Below are 17,525 nucleotides of genomic sequence, written 5' to 3'. Positions count from 1 at the left end.
GGCTGGCAGGTCATGAACGGACCGCTGATCGTGCAGAGCGACCGCACCGTGCTCCTCGAGGTCGCGCACCCCGATGCCGAGGACGCACGCCACGAGCTCGCGGCCTTCGCCGAGCTCGAACGCGCTCCCGAGCACGTGCACACCTACCGGATCACCCGCCTCGGACTCTGGAACGCGCGCGCCGCGGGCCACGACGCCGAGGCGATGATCGACACCCTGGAACGCTTCGCGAAGTTCCCCGTGCCGCAGAGCGTCACGGTCGACATCCGCGACACGGTCTCGCGCTACGGCCGGCTCGTGATCCGTCGCGAGGAACGGCCCGACGCGCCCGTGATCGCGAACTCCCCGACCGAGGAACTCGAGCGCCTGCCGCTCCTGCTCCTCACCGCCGAGGACCCGTCGGTGCTGGCCGAGGTCATCCGGTCCAAGCGCATCAAGCCGTTGCTCGGTGACATGCGGTCCTCGACCGAGGTCGAACTGCAGCCGTGGGCGCGGGGGCAGATCAAGCAGGAGCTCGTGAAGCTCGGCTGGCCGGCGGAGGACCTGGCGGGCTACACCCCGGGCCAGCCGCACCCGATCGACCTGGACACCACCGAGTGGCACATGCGGCCGTACCAGGAGCAGGCGGTCGACACGTTCTTCGCCCAGGGCTCCGGCGTCGTCGTGCTGCCCTGTGGTGCGGGCAAGACGCTCGTCGGCGCGGGCGCGATGGCGACCGTCAAGGCGACCACGCTCATCCTCGTGACGAACACCGTCTCCGCGCGGCAGTGGCGCACCGAGCTCCTCAAGCGCACGACCCTGACGCCGGAGGACATCGGCGAGTACTCGGGCAGCGTCAAGGAGATCCGGCCGGTCACGATCGCGACCTACCAGATCCTCACCGCCCGCCGGAAGGGCGAGTACACGCACCTGTCGCTCCTCGACGCCCTCGACTGGGGACTCATCGTCTACGACGAGGTGCACCTGCTGCCCGCGCCGGTGTTCAAGCTGACCGCCGACCTGCAGGCGCGCCGACGCCTGGGCCTCACCGCGACGCTCGTGCGCGAGGACGGCCGCGAGGGCGACGTCTTCTCGCTCATCGGGCCGAAGCGGTACGACGCCCCGTGGAAGGAGATCGAGGCGCAGGGCTACATCTCGCCGGCCTCCTGCTACGAGGTCCGCATCGACCTGCCGCACCAGGACCGCCTGGAGTACGCGGCGTCGAGCGACGACGAGCGCTACCGGCTCGCCGCGACGTCCCCGGCCAAGACCCCCGTGGTGCGGGAACTCATCGAGAAGCACCGCGGTGAGCAGATCCTGGTGATCGGGCAGTACATCGACCAGCTCGACGAACTGGCCGCGTCGCTCGACGCCGCGGAGATCACGGGGGCGACCCCGGTCGACGAACGGGAGCGGCTGTACGACGCGTTCCGGTCCGGCGAGGTCGACGTGCTCGTCGTCTCGAAGGTCGCGAACTTCTCGATCGACCTGCCCGATGCGACCGTCGCCATCCAGGTCTCCGGCTCGTTCGGGTCCCGGCAGGAAGAGGCGCAGCGGCTCGGCCGGCTCCTCCGCCCGAACAAGGACGGCCTGCCCGCGTCGTTCTACACGCTCGTGGCCCGGGACACCGTCGACCAGGACTTCGCGCAGAACCGGCAGCGGTTCCTGGCGGAGCAGGGGTACTCGTACACGATCCTCGACGCCGACCAGGTCCAGACGCCCGTGGGCTGACGTACGAACCGCTCTCAGGAAACCCCGAGGGAACAGTCAGAAGATAAGACCATGAGCGATGGCCCCAAGATCCTGATCGTCGACGACGAGCCGAACATCCGCGACCTCCTGACGACCTCGTTGCGCTTCGCCGGCTTCGCCGTGCGTGCGGTGGGCAACGGAGCACAGGCGATCTCCGCCGTGCTGGAAGAAGAGCCGGACCTCATCATCCTCGACGTGATGCTGCCCGACATGAACGGCTTCGGCGTGACCAAGCGCCTGCGTTCCTCGGGCTACACCTCGCCGATCCTGTTCCTGACGGCGAAGGACGACACCGAGGACAAGATCACCGGCCTCACCGTCGGCGGCGACGACTACGTCACCAAGCCGTTCTCGCTCGACGAGATCGTCGCCCGCATCAAGGCCATCCTCCGTCGCACCATGAACGACGAGGAAGACGCGATCATCCGCGCCGGCGAGCTCACGATGGACCAGGACACGCACGAGGTCACGATCGGCGATGCCCAGATCGAGCTCTCGCCCACCGAGTTCAAGCTGCTCCGGTACCTCATGCTCAACCCGAACCGCGTGCTGTCGAAGGCGCAGATCCTCGACCACGTGTGGGAGTACGACTTCAACGGCGACGCCGGCATCGTCGAGAGCTACATCTCGTACCTGCGCCGCAAGCTCGACCAGTACTCCGCCGAGCCGATCATCCAGACCAAGCGCGGCTTCGGCTACATGCTGAAGGCGTCCAAGGCTTCGTAGGAGCAGGAGTCCCGCGGGGCTCGACTTCACGGCGGTCGTCCGGTTTCACCGGGCGGCCGCTGTCTATCGTTGGGGCAGCATGCACACGCGAATGAACCACTGGTGGGACGGGATCTCCCTGCGCACCAAGATCACCGGGATCACGGTGCTGCTCGTCGCGCTCGGATTGCTCGTCGCCGGACTCGGCACGATGACCGTGCTGTCCACCTACCTCATGCAGCAGCTCGACAACACGGTCAAGCAGACGACCGAACAGCTCGAGGGCCAGAACATCAGCGACGGCGAGCAGTACTGCAAGCTGTCCGTCGTGGTGTCGCAGAGCGCCTACGTCGCCGCGTACGATGCCGACGGCGACCGGATCTGCCAGACGAAGGCGTCGAGCCGGCCCGACGTCCGCGAAGCCACCCTGGTCGAAGCCTCGCAGGCGAACCAGCGCATCTCGCTCTACGACAGCCAGCACAACCACGAGTGGCGTGCGCAGATCATCCCGGCGTCGCTGCAGAACCAGTCCGACGGCACCACCGAGACCGGCTACGTGCTCATCGCGGTCTCCAGTGCCGGTACCGACGAGACGATCGGCAAGTTCACCGCGATCTTCCTCGGGTTCGGTGCCTCGGTCATCCTGCTCGGCGCCATGCTCACCCGGCTGCTCGTCACCGCGACCTTCGACCCGCTGCGCGACGTCGAGGACACTGCCGCACGGTTCGCCGCGGGTGACTTCAACCAGCGCCTCGAGGCCGACACCCCGAACACCGAGGTCGGCCGACTCAACCGCTCCCTCAACGTCATGCTCGAGCGGATCGACTCCGCGTTCGAGGACCGCGAGCGCACCATCGCCCAGATGCGCCGGTTCGTCGGGGACGCCTCGCACGAGCTCCGCACGCCGCTGGTGTCCCTGCGCGGGTACGCCGAGCTGTACCGGATGGGTGCCCTGCGCAAGGAAGAGGACGTCGCCCAGGCGATGGAGCGCATCGAGAAGGAAGCGCAGCGGATGGGCCTGCTCGTGCAGGACCTGCTGCAGCTCGCCCGCATCGACGAGTCGAAGCCCCTCGAGCTCGGCCCGGTCGACCTCGTCGCCATCGCCCGCGACTCGGCGCTCGACACGATGGCCTCCAACCCCGACCGCGAGATCCAGGTCCTCGTCGAGGACTCCCTGACCGGCGAGAGCGTGCCCCAGGCCGTCCGCCCGTCGGCGTCGTCGTCCATCGGCTCTCCGGACTCCGGCGAAGCACCGCCCGTGTCGCCCACCTCGGCGAACACCACCGGGCCGATCGCGTTCTCGCGCCAGACCATCGCGCGTCTGCGGGCCCGTCGGACCCGCGCCATGAACATCGACGCCGGTGCCGCACCGACCGACGAGACCACCCCGCTGCCCACGGTCGTGCTGCCGAAGCGGCCGCCGATCGTCCTGGCGGAAGAGAACAAGATCCGCCAGATCGTCACGAACCTGATGGGCAACGCCATGCGGTTCACGGCGAACGACGACCCGATCGAGATCGGCATCGGCGTGGACGACGAGCGCGGCATGGCACACCTCGACGTGATCGACCACGGTGAGGGCATCCCGCCGCAGCTGCGCGAGAAGATCTTCCAGCGCTTCTGGCGTGCGGACACCTCCCGCGCCCGGGACACCGGCGGTTCGGGCCTCGGGCTCGCCATCGTGTCCGGCATCGTCGCGGCGCACCACGGCTCCGTCGAGGTCTTCGACACCGAGGGCGGCGGCGCCACCTTCCGCGTCTGGCTCCCCCTGCTCCCCCGCGACTTCTCCGCCTGACCCGCGCGGGCCGTGCGGCCCGGGCGCTCGCGTCCCGCGGGCGTCCCGCGTCCCGCGTCCCGGGCGGTCACAACACCCCATCCGACGCCGCCGAGTGGTCACGATCTGTCGTCTGCGCGCCCGCTGACCGACAGTTCGTGACCGGCTGGCGCACAGCCGACGGCATGTCGTGACCGCCCGGCGAAGTGCTCTTCCGCGTGGCGATCACGGCCGTCACGCTGACCGCCGACGACTTCCGACCGCTCGGACCTCGAACGCCTGGCGGAGTCGCTCGAACAACACCGCGGGTCGGTGCGCGTCCGATGCGGTCGCGTGGATCACGAGCCAGTCGTTCACCACGAACCCGTTGTCCCGACGCTGATCGTGTCGGAAGGTATCGCGCTCCCGGTGGTGATCGCCGTCGTACTCCAACGCGATGCCGAACTCCGGCCACGCCATGTCGACGCGGCCGAGGAACCGCCCCGCAGCATCGTGCACGTCGACGTTCAGCTCCGGCTCGGGGAACCCCGCATCGACCACGGCCAGACGGAGCCAGGTCTCCTGCGGCGACTCCGCCCCGGCCCGGACGAGGTCCAGCGCGCGCCGAGCAGCGAGCGCGAAGCGCGTGCCGGGGCGGATCGACGCACGGAGGTCGTCCGCCGTCGCCAGCCCGGCTGGTCCGACGAGGTGGTCCCCGATCGCGACCAGCGCGTCACGTGCGAGCACGCCGGCGCACTCGAACCACATCTGCGCGGGGACACTGACCGGGAACCCGCGGTGTTCGACGGTCCTCGGCCGGTCCAGCCGGTGCGCGACCACGCCGGGCCGACGCATCCGGCTCCCGTCCCTCGCGGTCGAGACGTGCACCGGGCCGACCGAGCGCACCGACTGCGGCAGTGGCGCACCCCAGATCGCGGCGGCGGTCGTGTGGCTGAAGAACTGGTCGGGACGCATGACCAGGGCGACGGCGTCGATGAAGTCCACCGAGTCGCTCGGAGCACGCACACCGTGGACCGGGGCTGCCAGGTCGGTGCGTCGGAGCCGTTCCGGATCGATGCCGTGACCGACCGCATCGGCCACGCGGAAGGTGGTTCGGTCGAACGGGGCAGGGAGACGACGGGCAGCTGGCATGCCGTCATGGTCGTTGCAGGGCACGCGAGCCGGCCACGCGCACTCGGGACCTGTGGAGAACGAGGTGAGCCCGGCCTCCTGTGCGGGAGAGAAGACCCAGGACACGCGCAAGCCGCACGCGGGAGCCGGCCACGACTCCCCGCTCCTGCGCCGGCCAACGGTCACGATGTGTCGACGGGAACGGGCACAACCGACGGTTCGTGACCGCTCGGCGAACCTGAGCGGGGTGTTGTGACCTCCCGACCCCGACCCCGACCCCGCCCGCTCACCCCACCCCCGCGCACGCAGAAGGGCCCCACACGCGCAGCGTGCGGGGCCCTTCCGTCAGGCGGACTTAGAAGTCCATGCCACCCGTCGGGTCGCCAGCCGGAGCAGCAGGGGTGCGCTCGGGCTTCTCGGCGACGACGACCTCGGTGGTCAGGAACAGACCGGCGATCGACGCAGCGTTCTGCAGCGCCGAACGCGTGACCTTGGCGGGGTCGATGATGCCAGCAGCGATCAGGTCGACGTACTCGCCGGTCGCGGCGTTGAGGCCCCAACCCGACTCGAGCTCGCGGACCTTGGCGGCGACGACACCCGGCTCGAGACCGGCGTTCAGCGCGATCTGCTTGAGCGGCGCGTCGATGGCCACGCGGACGATGTTCGCACCGGTCGCCTCGTCACCCTCGAGCTCGAGGGCCTCGAGTGCGACGGCACCGGCCTGGATGAGGGCGACGCCACCACCGGCGACGATGCCCTCTTCGACGGCAGCCTTCGCGTTGCGGACGGCGTCCTCGATGCGGTGCTTGCGCTCCTTGAGCTCGACCTCGGTCGCGGCACCCGCCTTGATGACGGCGACGCCACCGGCGAGCTTCGCGAGGCGCTCCTGGAGCTTCTCACGGTCGTAGTCGGAGTCGGTCGCCTCGATCTCGGCACGGATCTGGCGGACACGGCCGGCGATCTGCTCGGCGTCGCCGGCACCCTCGACGATCGTGGTCTCGTCCTTGGTGATGACGACCTTGCGGGCACGACCGAGCAGGTCGAGCGTCGCGTTCTCGAGCTTGAGGCCGACCTCTTCCGAGATGACCTGGCCACCGGTGAGGATCGCGATGTCCTGCAGCATGGCCTTGCGGCGGTCGCCGAAGCCCGGAGCCTTGACGGCGACGGACTTGAAGATGCCACGGATCTTGTTCACGACGAGCGTGGCCAGGGCCTCGCCGTCGACGTCCTCGGCGATGATCAGGAGCTGCTTGCCCGCCTGGATCACCTTGTCGACGACCGGCAGGAGGTCCTTGATGTTCGAGATCTTCGAGTTGACGATCAGGATGTAGGCGTCCTCGAAGACGGCTTCCTGACGCTCGGGGTCGGTGACGAAGTACTGCGACAGGTAGCCCTTGTCGAAGCGCATGCCCTCGGTGAGCTCGAGCTCGGTGCCGAAGGTGTTCGACTCCTCGACGGTGACGACGCCTTCCTTGCCGACCTTGTCGATGGCCTCGGCGATGAGCGCGCCGATGGTCGGGTCAGCGGCCGAGATCGACGCGGTCGCGGCGATCTGGTCCTTGGTCTCGATGTCCTTCGCGTTGGCGAGGAGCTGGTCGGAGACGGCGGCGACGGCCTTCTCGATGCCGCGCTTGAGCGACACGGGGTCGGCACCGGCGGCGACGTTGCGCAGGCCTTCGCGGACGAGCGCCTGGGCGAGGACGGTCGCGGTGGTCGTACCGTCACCGGCGACGTCGTCGGTCTTCTTGGCGACCTCCTTGACGAGCTCCGCACCGATCTTCTCGTACGGGTCGTCGAGCTCGATCTCCTTGGCGATGGAGACACCGTCGTTCGTGATCGTGGGGGCGCCCCACTTCTTCTCGAGGACGACGTTGCGGCCGCGCGGGCCGAGCGTCACCTTCACGGCGTCGGCCAGCTGGTTCAGGCCGCGCTCGAGGCCACGGCGGGCCTCCTCGTCGAAAGCAATGATCTTAGCCATGTGGTTTTTCGTCCCTCCCGGACGTCGTCTTGGGGGTCGTGCTGGCACTCAGCGTGAGCGAGTGCCAACGCCGATTCTGGCACTCGCCGGGTGTGAGTGCAACACAGTCGGGAGGCTCGTGACGACTTCCCAGGACACGTCGCGTCCGGTGGACCCCGCACCACCGCCGCGGTCGCGCTCCCCGCGCCGGTCACCGTCCCCGCACACGACGAACGCGCCGCCCCTGACGGGACGGCGCGTTCTGGAAGTGGTGCCGCTCAGGCGGGGCGGACGGACTCTGCCTGCGGGCCCTTCGACCCGGTGCCGACGTCGAACACGACGGCCTGGCCCTCCTCGAGGACCTTGTAACCCGACATGTCGATGGCCGAGTAGTGCACGAACACGTCCTGGCCCCCTCCATCCACGGTGATGAAGCCGAAGCCCTTTTCAGCGTTGAACCACTTCACGGTTCCGTTGGCCATGATCTCTTGCTCCCTGGTACTGCAGTGCGGAACGACGTGATCGTCGTCTGCATGGGACTCTGACCGAACCCGTCCGATCAGGCAAGAGGTGTGACGTTGTTTCACGTCGATTCCGTCAGAAATCAACGTGCTCGAAACACGGCCGTCACACAATGCGCGGAAAACGCGGCGCGACGACCCGCAGAACGACCGATCAGCCGGTGTAGTCGGCGCCGAGGACGACGCTCACGTCGGCATTCGGGAACGCCGCCGACTGCTGCACGGCCGTGACGCCGAGCTGCTTCGCGATGCCCTGCGCGACCGCCGCCTGCGACGCCTGCTGGTAGTAGACGATCGTCGACGTGGAGCCCGTCGTGCCGGCGTCTCCGGTGGAGGCGACCTGCCAGCCGGCGCCGGTCAGCGCCGCGCTCGCCCGGCTGGCGAGGCCCGTGGTGGTCGTGCCGTTCAGGACGACGACGGTGGTGGTGCCCTGCTGCGCCGGCGTCGCGGCCGCAGCACTGCCCGACCCCGACCCTGCGGAGCCCGAACCGGCCGACGAGGACGCGGACGGCTTGGACGTCGCCGAGGGCTTCGCGGTGGCGGACGCCGATGTGGAGGCCGAGGGGGAATCCGAGCTGTTGAAGGAGTAGCTGCCGTTCAGCAGCGCGAGGACGAGCACCCCGATGCCGACGAGCACACCGGTGGCGAGCGCCGCCCAGGCGAAGGCGATCCAGCCACGGCCGCGACGCTGGGCACCGCGGTGCGCACCGACCCGCGGGCCGTCGGCGACGTCGTCGAACCGGTCTCGGGGGAATCTCGTGCTCATCGTTCCTCTTCACGTCCTTCGGGAGCCGCACCGGGCGCGACGAAGCTGCGCGTCGCCCGGGCGCTGGTGCGCGCGTGACGGAGCCGCTGCAGCCGGCTGACGAGCTGCGGGTCGTACGCGAGTGCCGCGGGCGAGTCGATCACGCGGTTCAGCACCTGGTAGTAGCGCGCCGCCGACATCTCGAACTCGACCCGGATCTCCGCTTCCTTCGTGCGGTCGTGCCGTGCCCGGTCCTGCTCGAACGTCAGCACGTGCTTCGCGAGCTCACTGAGCTGGTCAGCACCGAGCTGGTCAGCACGCAGCTCGTCAGCACTGAGCTCGTCGACGCTGCGTTCGTCGGTGGGGCTGGTCACTGCGGTTCCGATCACGGTCGGGTAACGGGTCTCGCACATCGTAGGGGTGGAGTCGATCCGGACCCTGGCACGGCGCTGGACTGTCGCGAACACCGGTCACAGGTTCGGCGCGCGGAACCAGCGCACACGCCGACCGAACGCATCCGAGACGGCCACCGCATCACCGTCGAGCGAGACCGTCGCGAACGAGTCCGGATCCGCCGCGTCGACGTCGTCGGGCAGCGTCGCCGCCACCCCGCGCAGGATCCCGGTGCGTTCGAGGGCGATCCAGTGCGCGCCGCGCGCACGGATCCGGTCGACGAACCGTTGCCGGTCCGCGCCCGGCACGTAGACCAGGGTCCCGGTGGTCAGGACGACCGGTTCGACGTCGTCCGGCAGGGCGTCCAGTGCACGGTCGAGGTCGCCGGGCAGCGCGCCCCGGATCCGGACTGGAGGCACGGTGAGCGTCGCGGACGCCGCCGCGCGCATCAGGGCGGTCCGGTCCGACGCCTCGGGCGGGACGGCCTCGACCAGCCGGTCGAACGCACCGGGGACCGACAGGTCGATCGGGTTCGGGTCGAGGGCCACCCGGGCGCCGACCCTGATCGGGACGGTCGCGGGTGTGGGGACGGCCCCGGATGCGTCGGCGACCAGCCGGACCGAGGGCTCGGCGACCGCCGTGTGCATCCGGAGGACCGCGGCCCCGGAGCCGACGCGGTAGTCCAGGGTCACCCGGTCCGGGATCGAGCACAGCCCGGCGGCGGCCCCGGCGTCGACCAGGCCGAGCGGACGCGCGGACCGTTCGGCGAGCGCGGCGAACAGCGGGACGACCGGTGCGAGCCGTTGCGGGTCGTTGGCCTGCACCGTGGCGGAGGCGAGGGCCGCGACCAGCGCGGGGCGGGCCTCCAGGCCGAGCGCGCGCAGCGCACCCGGGTCCGACGGGTCCGCGCCCAGCCGTCGCGCGACCGCGAAGAACAGTTCCGGCTGCCGCTGCTGCTCGGGGACCTCGGCGAGGAGCGCGACGAGGGAGTCGTCGAGCGACCGTGCCCAGGCCGCGTACGACGGGGAGACCGCCTGGATGCGGTCGGCGTACGCGTCGAACCGGGCGCGGGTGTCCATCAGCGTCCGGGCCGGTGCATGCCGACGTGGCGGATGCCGGCCTCGTCGTACGGCTCCCCGAACCGCACGAAGCCGTACCGCTCGTACAGGGCGGCGACGTACTCCTGGGCGTGCAGGACGAACGGGTCGTGTCCGTGTTCGTCGAGGACGGCGGCGACGAGCCGGCCGGCGATCCCTTGCCCACGGTGTCCGGGGTCGGTCGCGACCCGGCCGATCACCCACGCCGGGGGCGCCGCGCCGTCGGGGTGGACCTCGTCGGCCGCCGGGCGGATGAGCCGCAGGTACCCAACCGCATCGGTGTCCGTGCCGAACCACCAGTGCTCGGTGTCGGGCTCGCGGTCACGGCCGTCGAAGTCCTCGGCGGTGACCCGCTGCTCGAGCGCGAACACGCGGTTGCGCAGGACGACGATGCCGTACAGTTCGTCCGTCGTCAGACGGGTCCAGCGGGCGTGGTGCACGGAATGCTCGGACATCGTGGCGAGTTTAGTGAAGTGGTCGGGAGTGCCCGGAAGAACCCGGCCGGAAGCAGGAGGAACCAATGGCATACAACGTCGACAAGTCCGACGCCCAGTGGCGCGAGGAGCTCTCCCCGGACCAGTACGCCGTCCTCCGCCAGGCGGGGACCGAACGACCGTGGACCGGTGAACTCCTCGACGAGGAGCGCGCCGGCGTCTACACCTGTGCGGCCTGCAACGCGGAGCTGTTCAAGAGCGGCACGAAGTTCGACTCCGGCTGCGGCTGGCCGTCGTTCTACGAGTCGGTGAACCCGGACGCCGTGCAGCTCATCGAGGACAACTCCCTCGGCATGGCCCGCACCGAGGTCCGGTGCGCGAACTGCGGTTCGCACCTGGGCCACGTGTTCCCGGACGGGTTCGGCACCCCCACGGGTGACCGGTACTGCATGAACTCGATCTCGCTGAACTTCTCGGAGAAGTCGGGCGAGTGAGCCCCGGACGCCCTCACCGGTAAGATGAGCGGCGTCAGCCGGCATGGCGCAATTGGTAGCGCACCGTACTTGTAATACGGGGGTTGCGGGTTCAAGTCCCGCTGCCGGCCCTGGGAAGAGTATCCGGCCTGGTGGCGCATGGTGTAGCCATGCGCCACCAAACTGGTTCAGGGCGCTGCCGGCGGTGTCACAGCGCGGATCGTGGACGGGTCGAACCAGGTGAGCCCGGTGTTCGAATCGCTGTGCTCTCTGTGTTCGCCGACTTCGGTGCAGCGAATCCAGTACGAGTCGACCTGTGTGCTGCGGAAGTGATCCCACGAATGCGTTTCGGCCGTGCATGGCGTCCGATCCGGCTCGGCGCTCAGGGTCGGCTGCGAGAGGATGGCGCTGAGGTCGCCGTAGATGTCGGCGTTACGGCTAGACGGCGGCACCTCCAGGAGCGCGATCATTGCGCGCTCGATCAGAGACACGGGTACCTGCACGGTCGGCTCAGCCATCAGCGCACCCCAATCGACGCGACAGCGAGCGCGATCTGCCCGACGCCAGAGAGGATCAGGAAGGCTTCGCCAATCGCCAGCAGCAGGTAAGGGCCGTGAAGGCGCTTGCGCTTGCTCATCGGTCGGCCTCCTCGTGGTCGTGTCGGTTGTCGGGGTGCCCGCAGCAGTACGAACCAGGGCCACAGCATCCGCCGCGGCAGCAGATGGGGCCGTAGTCGTAGCCGCTCATCGGTCGGCTCCGTTCTGGAACAGGGCGAGGACGGCGTCGGCCTGCACCTCGTATCGGTTCTCACCCCAACGAGCGGTCTGGTCTGCACGCTGCATCACCTCTGCGATCTGCTCGCGCGTCGGCGGGTGATCTTCTGCCGCATCGAACCCGGGGCACCAGTAGCCGGTACCGGGCTGACCCTCATGCGCCGCCCATTCATGCCCGTCGTGCTGCGCGGTGGACAGGCAGTGCTCGGTCGGCACCGGGCGCTCGATGCGGACCAGATAGTCGGGTTCGAACTCTCGCCCCTTACGGAAGGCGAGAAGGTCACCGTCCTGTGCGTAATTGATGTGCGGGTCGTCGCCCTTGTCCCTGTCCGCAACAACGCGGTACTGCTGTGTCTCAGTCATGGGCAGACCATACCCCCATACGGTGGTATCGCGCCACCATATGGTGTCAGGTGTCACCGGTCGGCTAGAACATCCTCCCTGCGCAACTGCACACGGCACGCCTGCAAGATGAGCTCGGCAACGCTAGGGTCTTCGGGTTCGGTGAGTGAGCATCCGTGGTTAATGGCTGCTTCCCCTACGGCGCGGGCCAGATCCCGCGCCGAGGGTCTGTCGTGGGTCATGGTGCGCTCCTGATCCTCGTTGATCTGTGGTTGGGCGTCGAACCTACGTTCGACCACCGACGTCAACAAGACGTGTACCTCTCAGCTTTGATGTTGAGCGGCGTGTTGTCCCTTGTATGGGGGACGCAACCTGTCGGGATGTCCAGAATCCGCGAAACAGGAAACGCCCCCACCTGGGTAGGTGGGGGCGTCCGTGCACCAGGTGATTCAGCCGCCCCGATGTTGGGGGTCTTGGTGCGTCGGCATCGTATCGGGTGCGCGGGTGCTGGCGGGCAGGCTGTCTGGAACTGTCACCGCCCACCCGTACGCTCGCCCCATGCCCGACTATCAGTGGTCGCCGCCTGAGCATCCGGATCCGCCCGAGGATCAGCCGTACGGGGTTGCTGGCGTGGAGTGGTCGGATCGTGTGGACCATGCTCCCGTGTGGGCGCGTGTTGAGTTCTCGCGTACCGGCTGGCAGCGGCTACCCGGGTTCGTGGACGCAGCAACCGACGAGCTCGTGTACGTGCAGTTCGTCTTCATGGGTTTCGCGCATCGGTTGTGGCTCGAGCGTGACCGTGTGACCGTCCGGCAACTACGACGAAGGCCGAAATGACTTAGTATCACCATCATGAACCGGGGGAACATGCGACGCCGCACCACTGGCCTGATCGCAGCAGCAGCACTCGTCGTAGCCGCATGCGGTATCGGGGGCTTCTTCGGGTACCGCGCGATCGCAGCACACCAGGCCACTGAAGCTGGTTGCGCACGCGTCGACCAGTGGAAGTCGGACATGTCGCCGTACCTGGAAGTCGGCAAGGGTGAGCGAACAACGTTCATCCTCGGCGACTCCTACTCGGCTGGAGACGACCTCACCGACCGCAAAGACGGATGGGTGTATAAGTACGCAGCCCAGACCGGCGACCGGGTTCTCGTCAACAGCATCGGTTACACCGGCTACATCGCAGGCGGGTACTGCGGACACGACCAGTTCGGCACACGTGTTGGCGCAGTGGTGGCGTCGCAACCCGTGCGGATCATCGTGCAAGGTGGGTTGAACGACGTCGGCTCCGACAGCGAAGACGTGGCAGACGCTGCATCAGAACTGATTGATGAGCTCGACGGCTACGCTCAGGTGATCCTTGTCGGTCCGCCCCATGCCCCTCAACGGGCTTCCGGAGAGCAAGCGATCGACCGCGCGCTCAGCGGCGTCGCAGCAGACAAGGACATCCAGTATGTGTCCACCTACGGGTGGAAACTCGACTACAACCCGGCAGGGCTGCATCTGACCAAACGCGGACACGCCGACTTCGCTACAAACGTCGCTGCCGCTACCTCCTGAGACAAGGAAGCACCCCGGCGCAACCAGAAGGTCACGCCGGGGTCGTTTGCTCACTTGATGTATGCAGCCTTCAGGGCAGTAGCTGTCGCAGTTACGTTCGCATCCGAAAGGGCCGAGTCGTTGTAGATAAGGTCAAGAACCTGGAACCCAGCGCCGCCACCAACCTGCACCTGCCCGCTCGAGGTCGCTGTGGTGCCAGTGCCCACCTTCACGCCGTCAACCCACACTGCCGACGTAGCCCCGTTGATCACGACAGTGAACACATGCGCGGCGGTGTCCGCGGTAAAAGTAGATGCGATGGCGGAACTGTTCGTTGTCGAGAACGTTCCCACCTTTGTGCCGTTCACGCGGAGCAGCACGCCGAAGCTGCTTAGGAACAGCTTCCCGTTGGCATCCGTCGCATCGGTGAGGCGTCCAACCGCGGTCACTGTTGCAACTGTCGGCGTGGCCGCGAGGGTGCCTCCGATGCGGAGTGTGCCGTCCGTGGCAAGAGCGTTGCGGGTGAATGCGGCATCCTTGACGCCGACAGGCTGGAACGATGCGGTGCCCTGCGTGAGTGCCACAGCCCCGACGATGGGCATGACGGATGAGACAGCCTGCCCGTCCGCACGGCCGCTGAGGTCCCAACGGTTCGTCGCCGCGACCGGGATAGCCGGGGCGGTGTACGGCGTCGATGACACCCAACCCATCTTGCGGATCTCGCCGAGAATGTACGCGGCGATTGCTTTGCGGCCGGCGGCATTCGGGTGCACGTCGTCAACACGCAGGGAGCGCGGCGTGAGGCCCGCAGCGATGTCAGTCTGGTCGTCCGTTGTGAAGGTGATGCCGGCGGCGGTGGCCGCAGCGGGCGTCCGCAACCAGGCTCCGATGTCCCGGTACTGCTCCGGGAATGCTTCGTTGTACGCGTAGTTGGTTGCGTCAGGCGAAATCTGGTTGAACCAAGGGATCACACTGAGGATCAAGAAGCGAGCGTTTGCGTAGCTGACCATCCGTCGCAGAGCAGCGAGGTTGCCGCTCACATCCTGTGCGCCATTACGTCCGATCCAGAAGATCTGGATGGCTTCACGGTTCACGGGGCGGATGGCGTCTGCGGGTAGGAACTTCACCGGCCCGCTCAGCGGCACGGCGGTTCCGGCAGTGGTTCGGGCGAAGGTCAGCACGTTCGATGCCTGATCCCAGGACAGTGTCCCATCGACGCCGTGGATGGTGCCTGCCCGTGACCCACTGAACGAACCACCGAGAGGGTTCACGTCAGCCGTAACGGTGGCGCTGCCGCTAGCCGGGATGCTATTGGTTGGGAACGTGATCATCGCCGTGATGCCACCCTGGCGGGCTGCGATCTGGGGAGAGGACTGCCCCCACTTGCCGCCGTTGTACACGGGCAGACCTGTTGCCTGCGCCACGAGGTCAGTCCACGAGTCCGTTCCGACGCCAGTTTCGGTGATCGAGTCACCCCACCCTGCGATGGAGTACGCGACTGCTGGCGTGGATGCCGGGACGACGTTACTGGTCGTAGACCCGGCACCGGCTGCGAGAGCGAGCGCTGCACCTTCTACGGTGTTCGGGTCTTTCAGGTTGTCGGCTGCACGCTGACGGACCGCTGTTGGAAGCTGCTTGCTGTCGGAGTCAACGGAGACGAGAAGCGGTGTGCCCATGAGTGGCCTTCCTGGGTATGCGAAAAGCCGCCCTGGTGAGGGGCGGCTGAAAGAGTGGTGGGGCTACTGGGTGGGGCGCGGAGGCCGAGGTCGTGTCGCTTCGAGAGCGGACGGGATCACGTCAGCAAGGATCTCCGCATCCGCATCACGCGGGTACGGCATCTCAATGTCATGGCTCTCGAACACAGACATGATGTCCACGAACCAACGGGCGAGCGCGTTACGGAACCTGCGATCCTTCGCCCGGAACTGATCGAACGCCTGCTCAAGCCGGTCGGCTTTCTCTTCGGCCCGCTCAACCCGCTTCGTCAACTGCTCGTTCGAACGAAGCACACCACTAACCCACTTGCCCGGATCAGCCGTGTACTGCGCAACGGCAGCCTGTTCCTCGTCGGACACTTCCGCGCGACGCTTCCGGCGTGCACGACGCACACCGAACACAGTCCCCCAAGCGCCGAGCAGGGCAATGAGGACAGCGCCTGCGGTACTGATCGCGGTCCGTACTGTTTCCGGATCGCTCACGTCTTCACCCTCCGCGCCAGACGCCGACTCGCGCTCGCGTCGGCTTCCTTCCGACCGATCTGGTCGATGATGTCGAACACCCGCACCAGCAGGAACGAATCAGCCAGAACCACCAACGTCACGGACAGTCCGCTCGACGTGGACCCGTCAGCGATGTTCACCACCAGCAGGGCCGCGTACACGGTCAAGCCGATGACGAGTAGCCCCTTACCGACGAGCTCCACCCAGTCGAAGCAGAAGATGAGCCCGAAGCTGGCGAGCACCGCGCCGAGCACGATGTCGCCAGCCCACGCCCGCGGGAACCAATGCAACGTGAAGTCCTCCACCACCTTCGACCCAACGAACAGAGCCAACGTCGCAAACGCGAGCAGGCACCCATTCACGATCGGCAGGAACACGGTGAAGATCGGACGGAACCGCTTCGGCACCAGCGGTAGCGAATCCTTCGACCAGATGGTTTTCATGCGCCGCTCCCCCAGTTGCCGTGAACGTTCAGTTGCCGTGCTCAGTCCGGTAGTCCGTGTTCGACGGTTCGAACTGCGCCGGCTGCAGCTCCTGCGACTGCGCGACCGCTGTCTCCTTCGCCACCGACTTCGGCACCGACCCAAGGCCGATGCGAGTCAGCCACACATTGACCGCGGGGATAGCGATGATGCGAGTCAGAGCCGCGTTGATCGCGATAGCCTGCAAGCTCACAGCGGTCAGCCACTGCACGTCCCACTGGCCCTGCACGATCTGCACGATCTGCGGGATGATCGGCAGCAGTGTCAGCGCCGTGGTCAGCGCGGTCCGCAGAACCCGCTGGCTCGCGAACCAGATCTCGTCGACCGCAATGTTCTTCTCTTCGTGCTTACCGTCAGTGCTCATGCTGCGTCCTCATCTGCCAGGGCAGCCTTCACTGCCGATTCGAACTTCGCGGAGATCGCGACACCGAGCGAGTCGCGTCGGTCGCGGCAGTCCTGGATGAGGGCAGTCACCTGCGTCGACTTGAGCGTCTGGAACAGGCTGGTGTCGCCGGGAATCGCGTTGGAGTAGGTGATCGCACGGGAGTCGGACACGGCGGTGAACGTCAGCTCACCGATCGCGTACTTCTTCTTCGTCTTAGCGGACGTCACGTAGAGCATGTCGACCTCATGTTTCGGGGTTGGGGGTTTCGGTGCAGGCTTCGGCTTGAACGGCCTCACTGCAGGCTTGGCGGGCTTGGGCGCGAGTCGTGCTCGCGCGTCCGCGTACGGGGCGACAGCTTCACCGCGAGTGGCCATCTCGTGATGCCACTGCTCACCGAAGTTGACGCCCGTCCACGTGCCGCCACGCCCCTGCACGATCTCGTGCAACCGCGCGAACTCGTCCGGGTACAAGGCACGGTTCGACCCGTCAGCGTTCGTCACGCCGAAGTCGACCGCGTTGCCGTGGGTGAGCTCGTCGTGGCGCGAGGTAAACGGAGGCGCGACAGCGATGCCGAGGACGAAGCGGTTGGCCCAGAACCAGGACTGACGCGGCCTCGAGCGCATACCCTCGTTGACCGACAGGGAACCGCCGCGGTCCTTCGATCGGAGGTACGCGTTGAAGTCGATGATTGTGGACAGCACCTGCAGCGCCATCCGCTCCGACGACACGTACTGCTCCACGCCGCGGAGGTCCCCATATGAGGACTTCCCGACGCTGAACTTGGCGACCATGCGGCCTCCTTCATGCAGAAAGCCGAACCGCTTTCTGCGGTTCGGCTTAGA

At 67.5% G+C, this 17,525-nt stretch carries 20 protein-coding genes and 1 tRNA gene; 7 read left to right on the top strand and 14 right to left on the bottom strand.

Features of this window, described 5'->3' with window-relative positions:
• Nucleotides 1-12: 12 nt before the first annotated feature.
• The 3 genes from DEI98_RS06650 to DEI98_RS06640 all read left to right on the top strand — a co-directional run bounded on the left by DEI98_RS06650 (nt 13) and on the right by DEI98_RS06640 (nt 4,231).
• Nucleotides 13-1,710 (top strand): DNA repair helicase XPB, encoded by a 1,698-nt coding sequence (locus tag DEI98_RS06650; RefSeq protein ID WP_111100295.1) that lies wholly within the window; start codon nt 13-15, stop codon nt 1,708-1,710.
• A 51-nt stretch (nt 1,711-1,761) separates the two neighbouring features.
• Nucleotides 1,762-2,457, top strand: coding sequence for a response regulator transcription factor (locus DEI98_RS06645; protein ID WP_017888045.1), 696 nt, complete (start codon nt 1,762-1,764; stop codon nt 2,455-2,457).
• Nucleotides 2,458-2,536: 79 nt separating this feature from the next.
• On the top strand, nt 2,537-4,231 hold the full coding sequence (locus tag DEI98_RS06640; protein ID WP_111100294.1) for a cell wall metabolism sensor histidine kinase WalK: 1,695 nt from the start codon (nt 2,537-2,539) through the stop codon (nt 4,229-4,231).
• Between the two features lie 213 nt (nt 4,232-4,444).
• On the opposite strand, the gene DEI98_RS06635 is transcribed toward DEI98_RS06640, so the two are convergent.
• The 7 genes from DEI98_RS06635 to DEI98_RS06605 all read right to left on the bottom strand — a co-directional run bounded on the left by DEI98_RS06635 (nt 4,445) and on the right by DEI98_RS06605 (nt 10,488).
• Nucleotides 4,445-5,290 (bottom strand): hypothetical protein, encoded by an 846-nt coding sequence (locus DEI98_RS06635; RefSeq protein WP_111100293.1) that lies wholly within the window; start codon nt 5,288-5,290, stop codon nt 4,445-4,447.
• A gap of 385 nt (nt 5,291-5,675) precedes the next feature.
• Nucleotides 5,676-7,298 carry a chaperonin GroEL gene (gene groL / locus DEI98_RS06630; protein WP_017888048.1) on the bottom strand — a complete coding sequence of 541 codons (1,623 nt, stop codon included), beginning with the start codon at nt 7,296-7,298 and terminating at the stop codon, nt 5,676-5,678.
• 257 nt (nt 7,299-7,555) lie between these two features.
• Nucleotides 7,556-7,759: a cold-shock protein gene (locus tag DEI98_RS06625; RefSeq protein WP_017888049.1), complete on the bottom strand. Its 204-nt coding sequence runs from the start codon at nt 7,757-7,759 to the stop codon at nt 7,556-7,558.
• A gap of 193 nt (nt 7,760-7,952) precedes the next feature.
• On the bottom strand, nt 7,953-8,564 hold the full coding sequence (locus DEI98_RS06620; protein ID WP_071404071.1) for a LytR C-terminal domain-containing protein: 612 nt from the start codon (nt 8,562-8,564) through the stop codon (nt 7,953-7,955).
• Nucleotides 8,561-8,917, bottom strand: a complete 357-nt coding sequence (locus DEI98_RS06615) for a DUF3263 domain-containing protein (protein WP_258370754.1) — start codon at nt 8,915-8,917, stop codon at nt 8,561-8,563. The genes DEI98_RS06620 and DEI98_RS06615 overlap by 4 nt, the downstream gene beginning before the upstream one ends.
• A gap of 96 nt (nt 8,918-9,013) precedes the next feature.
• The gene (locus DEI98_RS06610; protein ID WP_111100292.1) at nt 9,014-10,015 is read right to left on the bottom strand and encodes a DUF2332 family protein; all 1,002 of its coding nucleotides are present in this window, start codon (nt 10,013-10,015) and stop codon (nt 9,014-9,016) included.
• A complete protein-coding gene (locus DEI98_RS06605; protein WP_111032336.1) occupies nt 10,015-10,488 on the bottom strand; it encodes a GNAT family N-acetyltransferase in 474 nt (157 codons plus the stop codon). The genes DEI98_RS06610 and DEI98_RS06605 overlap by 1 nt, the downstream gene beginning before the upstream one ends.
• Before the next feature lie 65 nt (nt 10,489-10,553).
• On the opposite strand from DEI98_RS06605, the gene msrB reads away from it, so the two are divergent.
• Together msrB and DEI98_RS06595 are read left to right on the top strand one after the other, a co-directional pair.
• The gene (msrB, locus tag DEI98_RS06600; protein ID WP_027466599.1) at nt 10,554-10,961 is read left to right on the top strand and encodes a peptide-methionine (R)-S-oxide reductase MsrB; all 408 of its coding nucleotides are present in this window, start codon (nt 10,554-10,556) and stop codon (nt 10,959-10,961) included.
• A gap of 37 nt (nt 10,962-10,998) precedes the next feature.
• A tRNA-Thr gene (locus DEI98_RS06595) sits at nt 10,999-11,071 on the top strand.
• Between the two features lie 57 nt (nt 11,072-11,128).
• Here DEI98_RS06595 and DEI98_RS06590 read toward each other — a convergent pair.
• Together DEI98_RS06590 and DEI98_RS06585 are read right to left on the bottom strand one after the other, a co-directional pair.
• Nucleotides 11,129-11,458 (bottom strand): hypothetical protein, encoded by a 330-nt coding sequence (locus DEI98_RS06590; RefSeq protein ID WP_111100291.1) that lies wholly within the window; start codon nt 11,456-11,458, stop codon nt 11,129-11,131.
• A gap of 225 nt (nt 11,459-11,683) precedes the next feature.
• A complete protein-coding gene (locus DEI98_RS06585; protein ID WP_111100290.1) occupies nt 11,684-12,076 on the bottom strand; it encodes a hypothetical protein in 393 nt (130 codons plus the stop codon).
• A gap of 537 nt (nt 12,077-12,613) precedes the next feature.
• On the opposite strand from DEI98_RS06585, the gene DEI98_RS18315 reads away from it, so the two are divergent.
• A complete protein-coding gene (locus DEI98_RS18315) occupies nt 12,614-12,892 on the top strand; it encodes a hypothetical protein (protein WP_146243455.1) in 279 nt (92 codons plus the stop codon).
• Between the two features lie 15 nt (nt 12,893-12,907).
• Entirely contained in the window at nt 12,908-13,618 is a 711-nt protein-coding gene (locus tag DEI98_RS06580) for an SGNH/GDSL hydrolase family protein (RefSeq protein WP_111100289.1), read from the top strand.
• Between the two features lie 50 nt (nt 13,619-13,668).
• Here DEI98_RS06580 and DEI98_RS18310 read toward each other — a convergent pair whose 3' ends face one another.
• From DEI98_RS18310 to DEI98_RS06555, 5 genes are all read right to left on the bottom strand, one after another.
• Complete coding sequence (locus tag DEI98_RS18310; RefSeq protein WP_146243454.1) at nt 13,669-15,273, bottom strand: hypothetical protein; 1,605 nt, start codon at nt 15,271-15,273, stop codon at nt 13,669-13,671.
• 63 nt (nt 15,274-15,336) lie between these two features.
• Nucleotides 15,337-15,795 carry a hypothetical protein gene (locus DEI98_RS06570; protein ID WP_146243453.1) on the bottom strand — a complete coding sequence of 153 codons (459 nt, stop codon included), beginning with the start codon at nt 15,793-15,795 and terminating at the stop codon, nt 15,337-15,339.
• Nucleotides 15,792-16,259: a hypothetical protein gene (locus DEI98_RS06565; RefSeq protein ID WP_111100286.1), complete on the bottom strand. Its 468-nt coding sequence runs from the start codon at nt 16,257-16,259 to the stop codon at nt 15,792-15,794. Before DEI98_RS06565 ends, DEI98_RS06570 begins: the two co-directional genes overlap by 4 nt.
• A 28-nt stretch (nt 16,260-16,287) precedes the next feature.
• Entirely contained in the window at nt 16,288-16,662 is a 375-nt protein-coding gene (locus tag DEI98_RS06560) for a hypothetical protein (RefSeq protein ID WP_111100285.1), read from the bottom strand.
• A complete protein-coding gene (locus DEI98_RS06555) occupies nt 16,659-17,396 on the bottom strand; it encodes a hypothetical protein (RefSeq protein ID WP_146243452.1) in 738 nt (245 codons plus the stop codon). Before DEI98_RS06555 ends, DEI98_RS06560 begins: the two co-directional genes overlap by 4 nt.
• Between the last annotated feature and the right edge of the window lie 129 nt (nt 17,397-17,525).

Origin of the sequence: Curtobacterium sp. MCLR17_034 (assembly GCF_003234485.1) — a bacterium.
Lineage (GTDB): Bacteria > Actinomycetota > Actinomycetes > Actinomycetales > Microbacteriaceae > Curtobacterium > Curtobacterium flaccumfaciens.
Note: the sequence above shows the minus strand (reverse complement) of the source record. Positions and strands in the feature narration are given on the sequence as shown.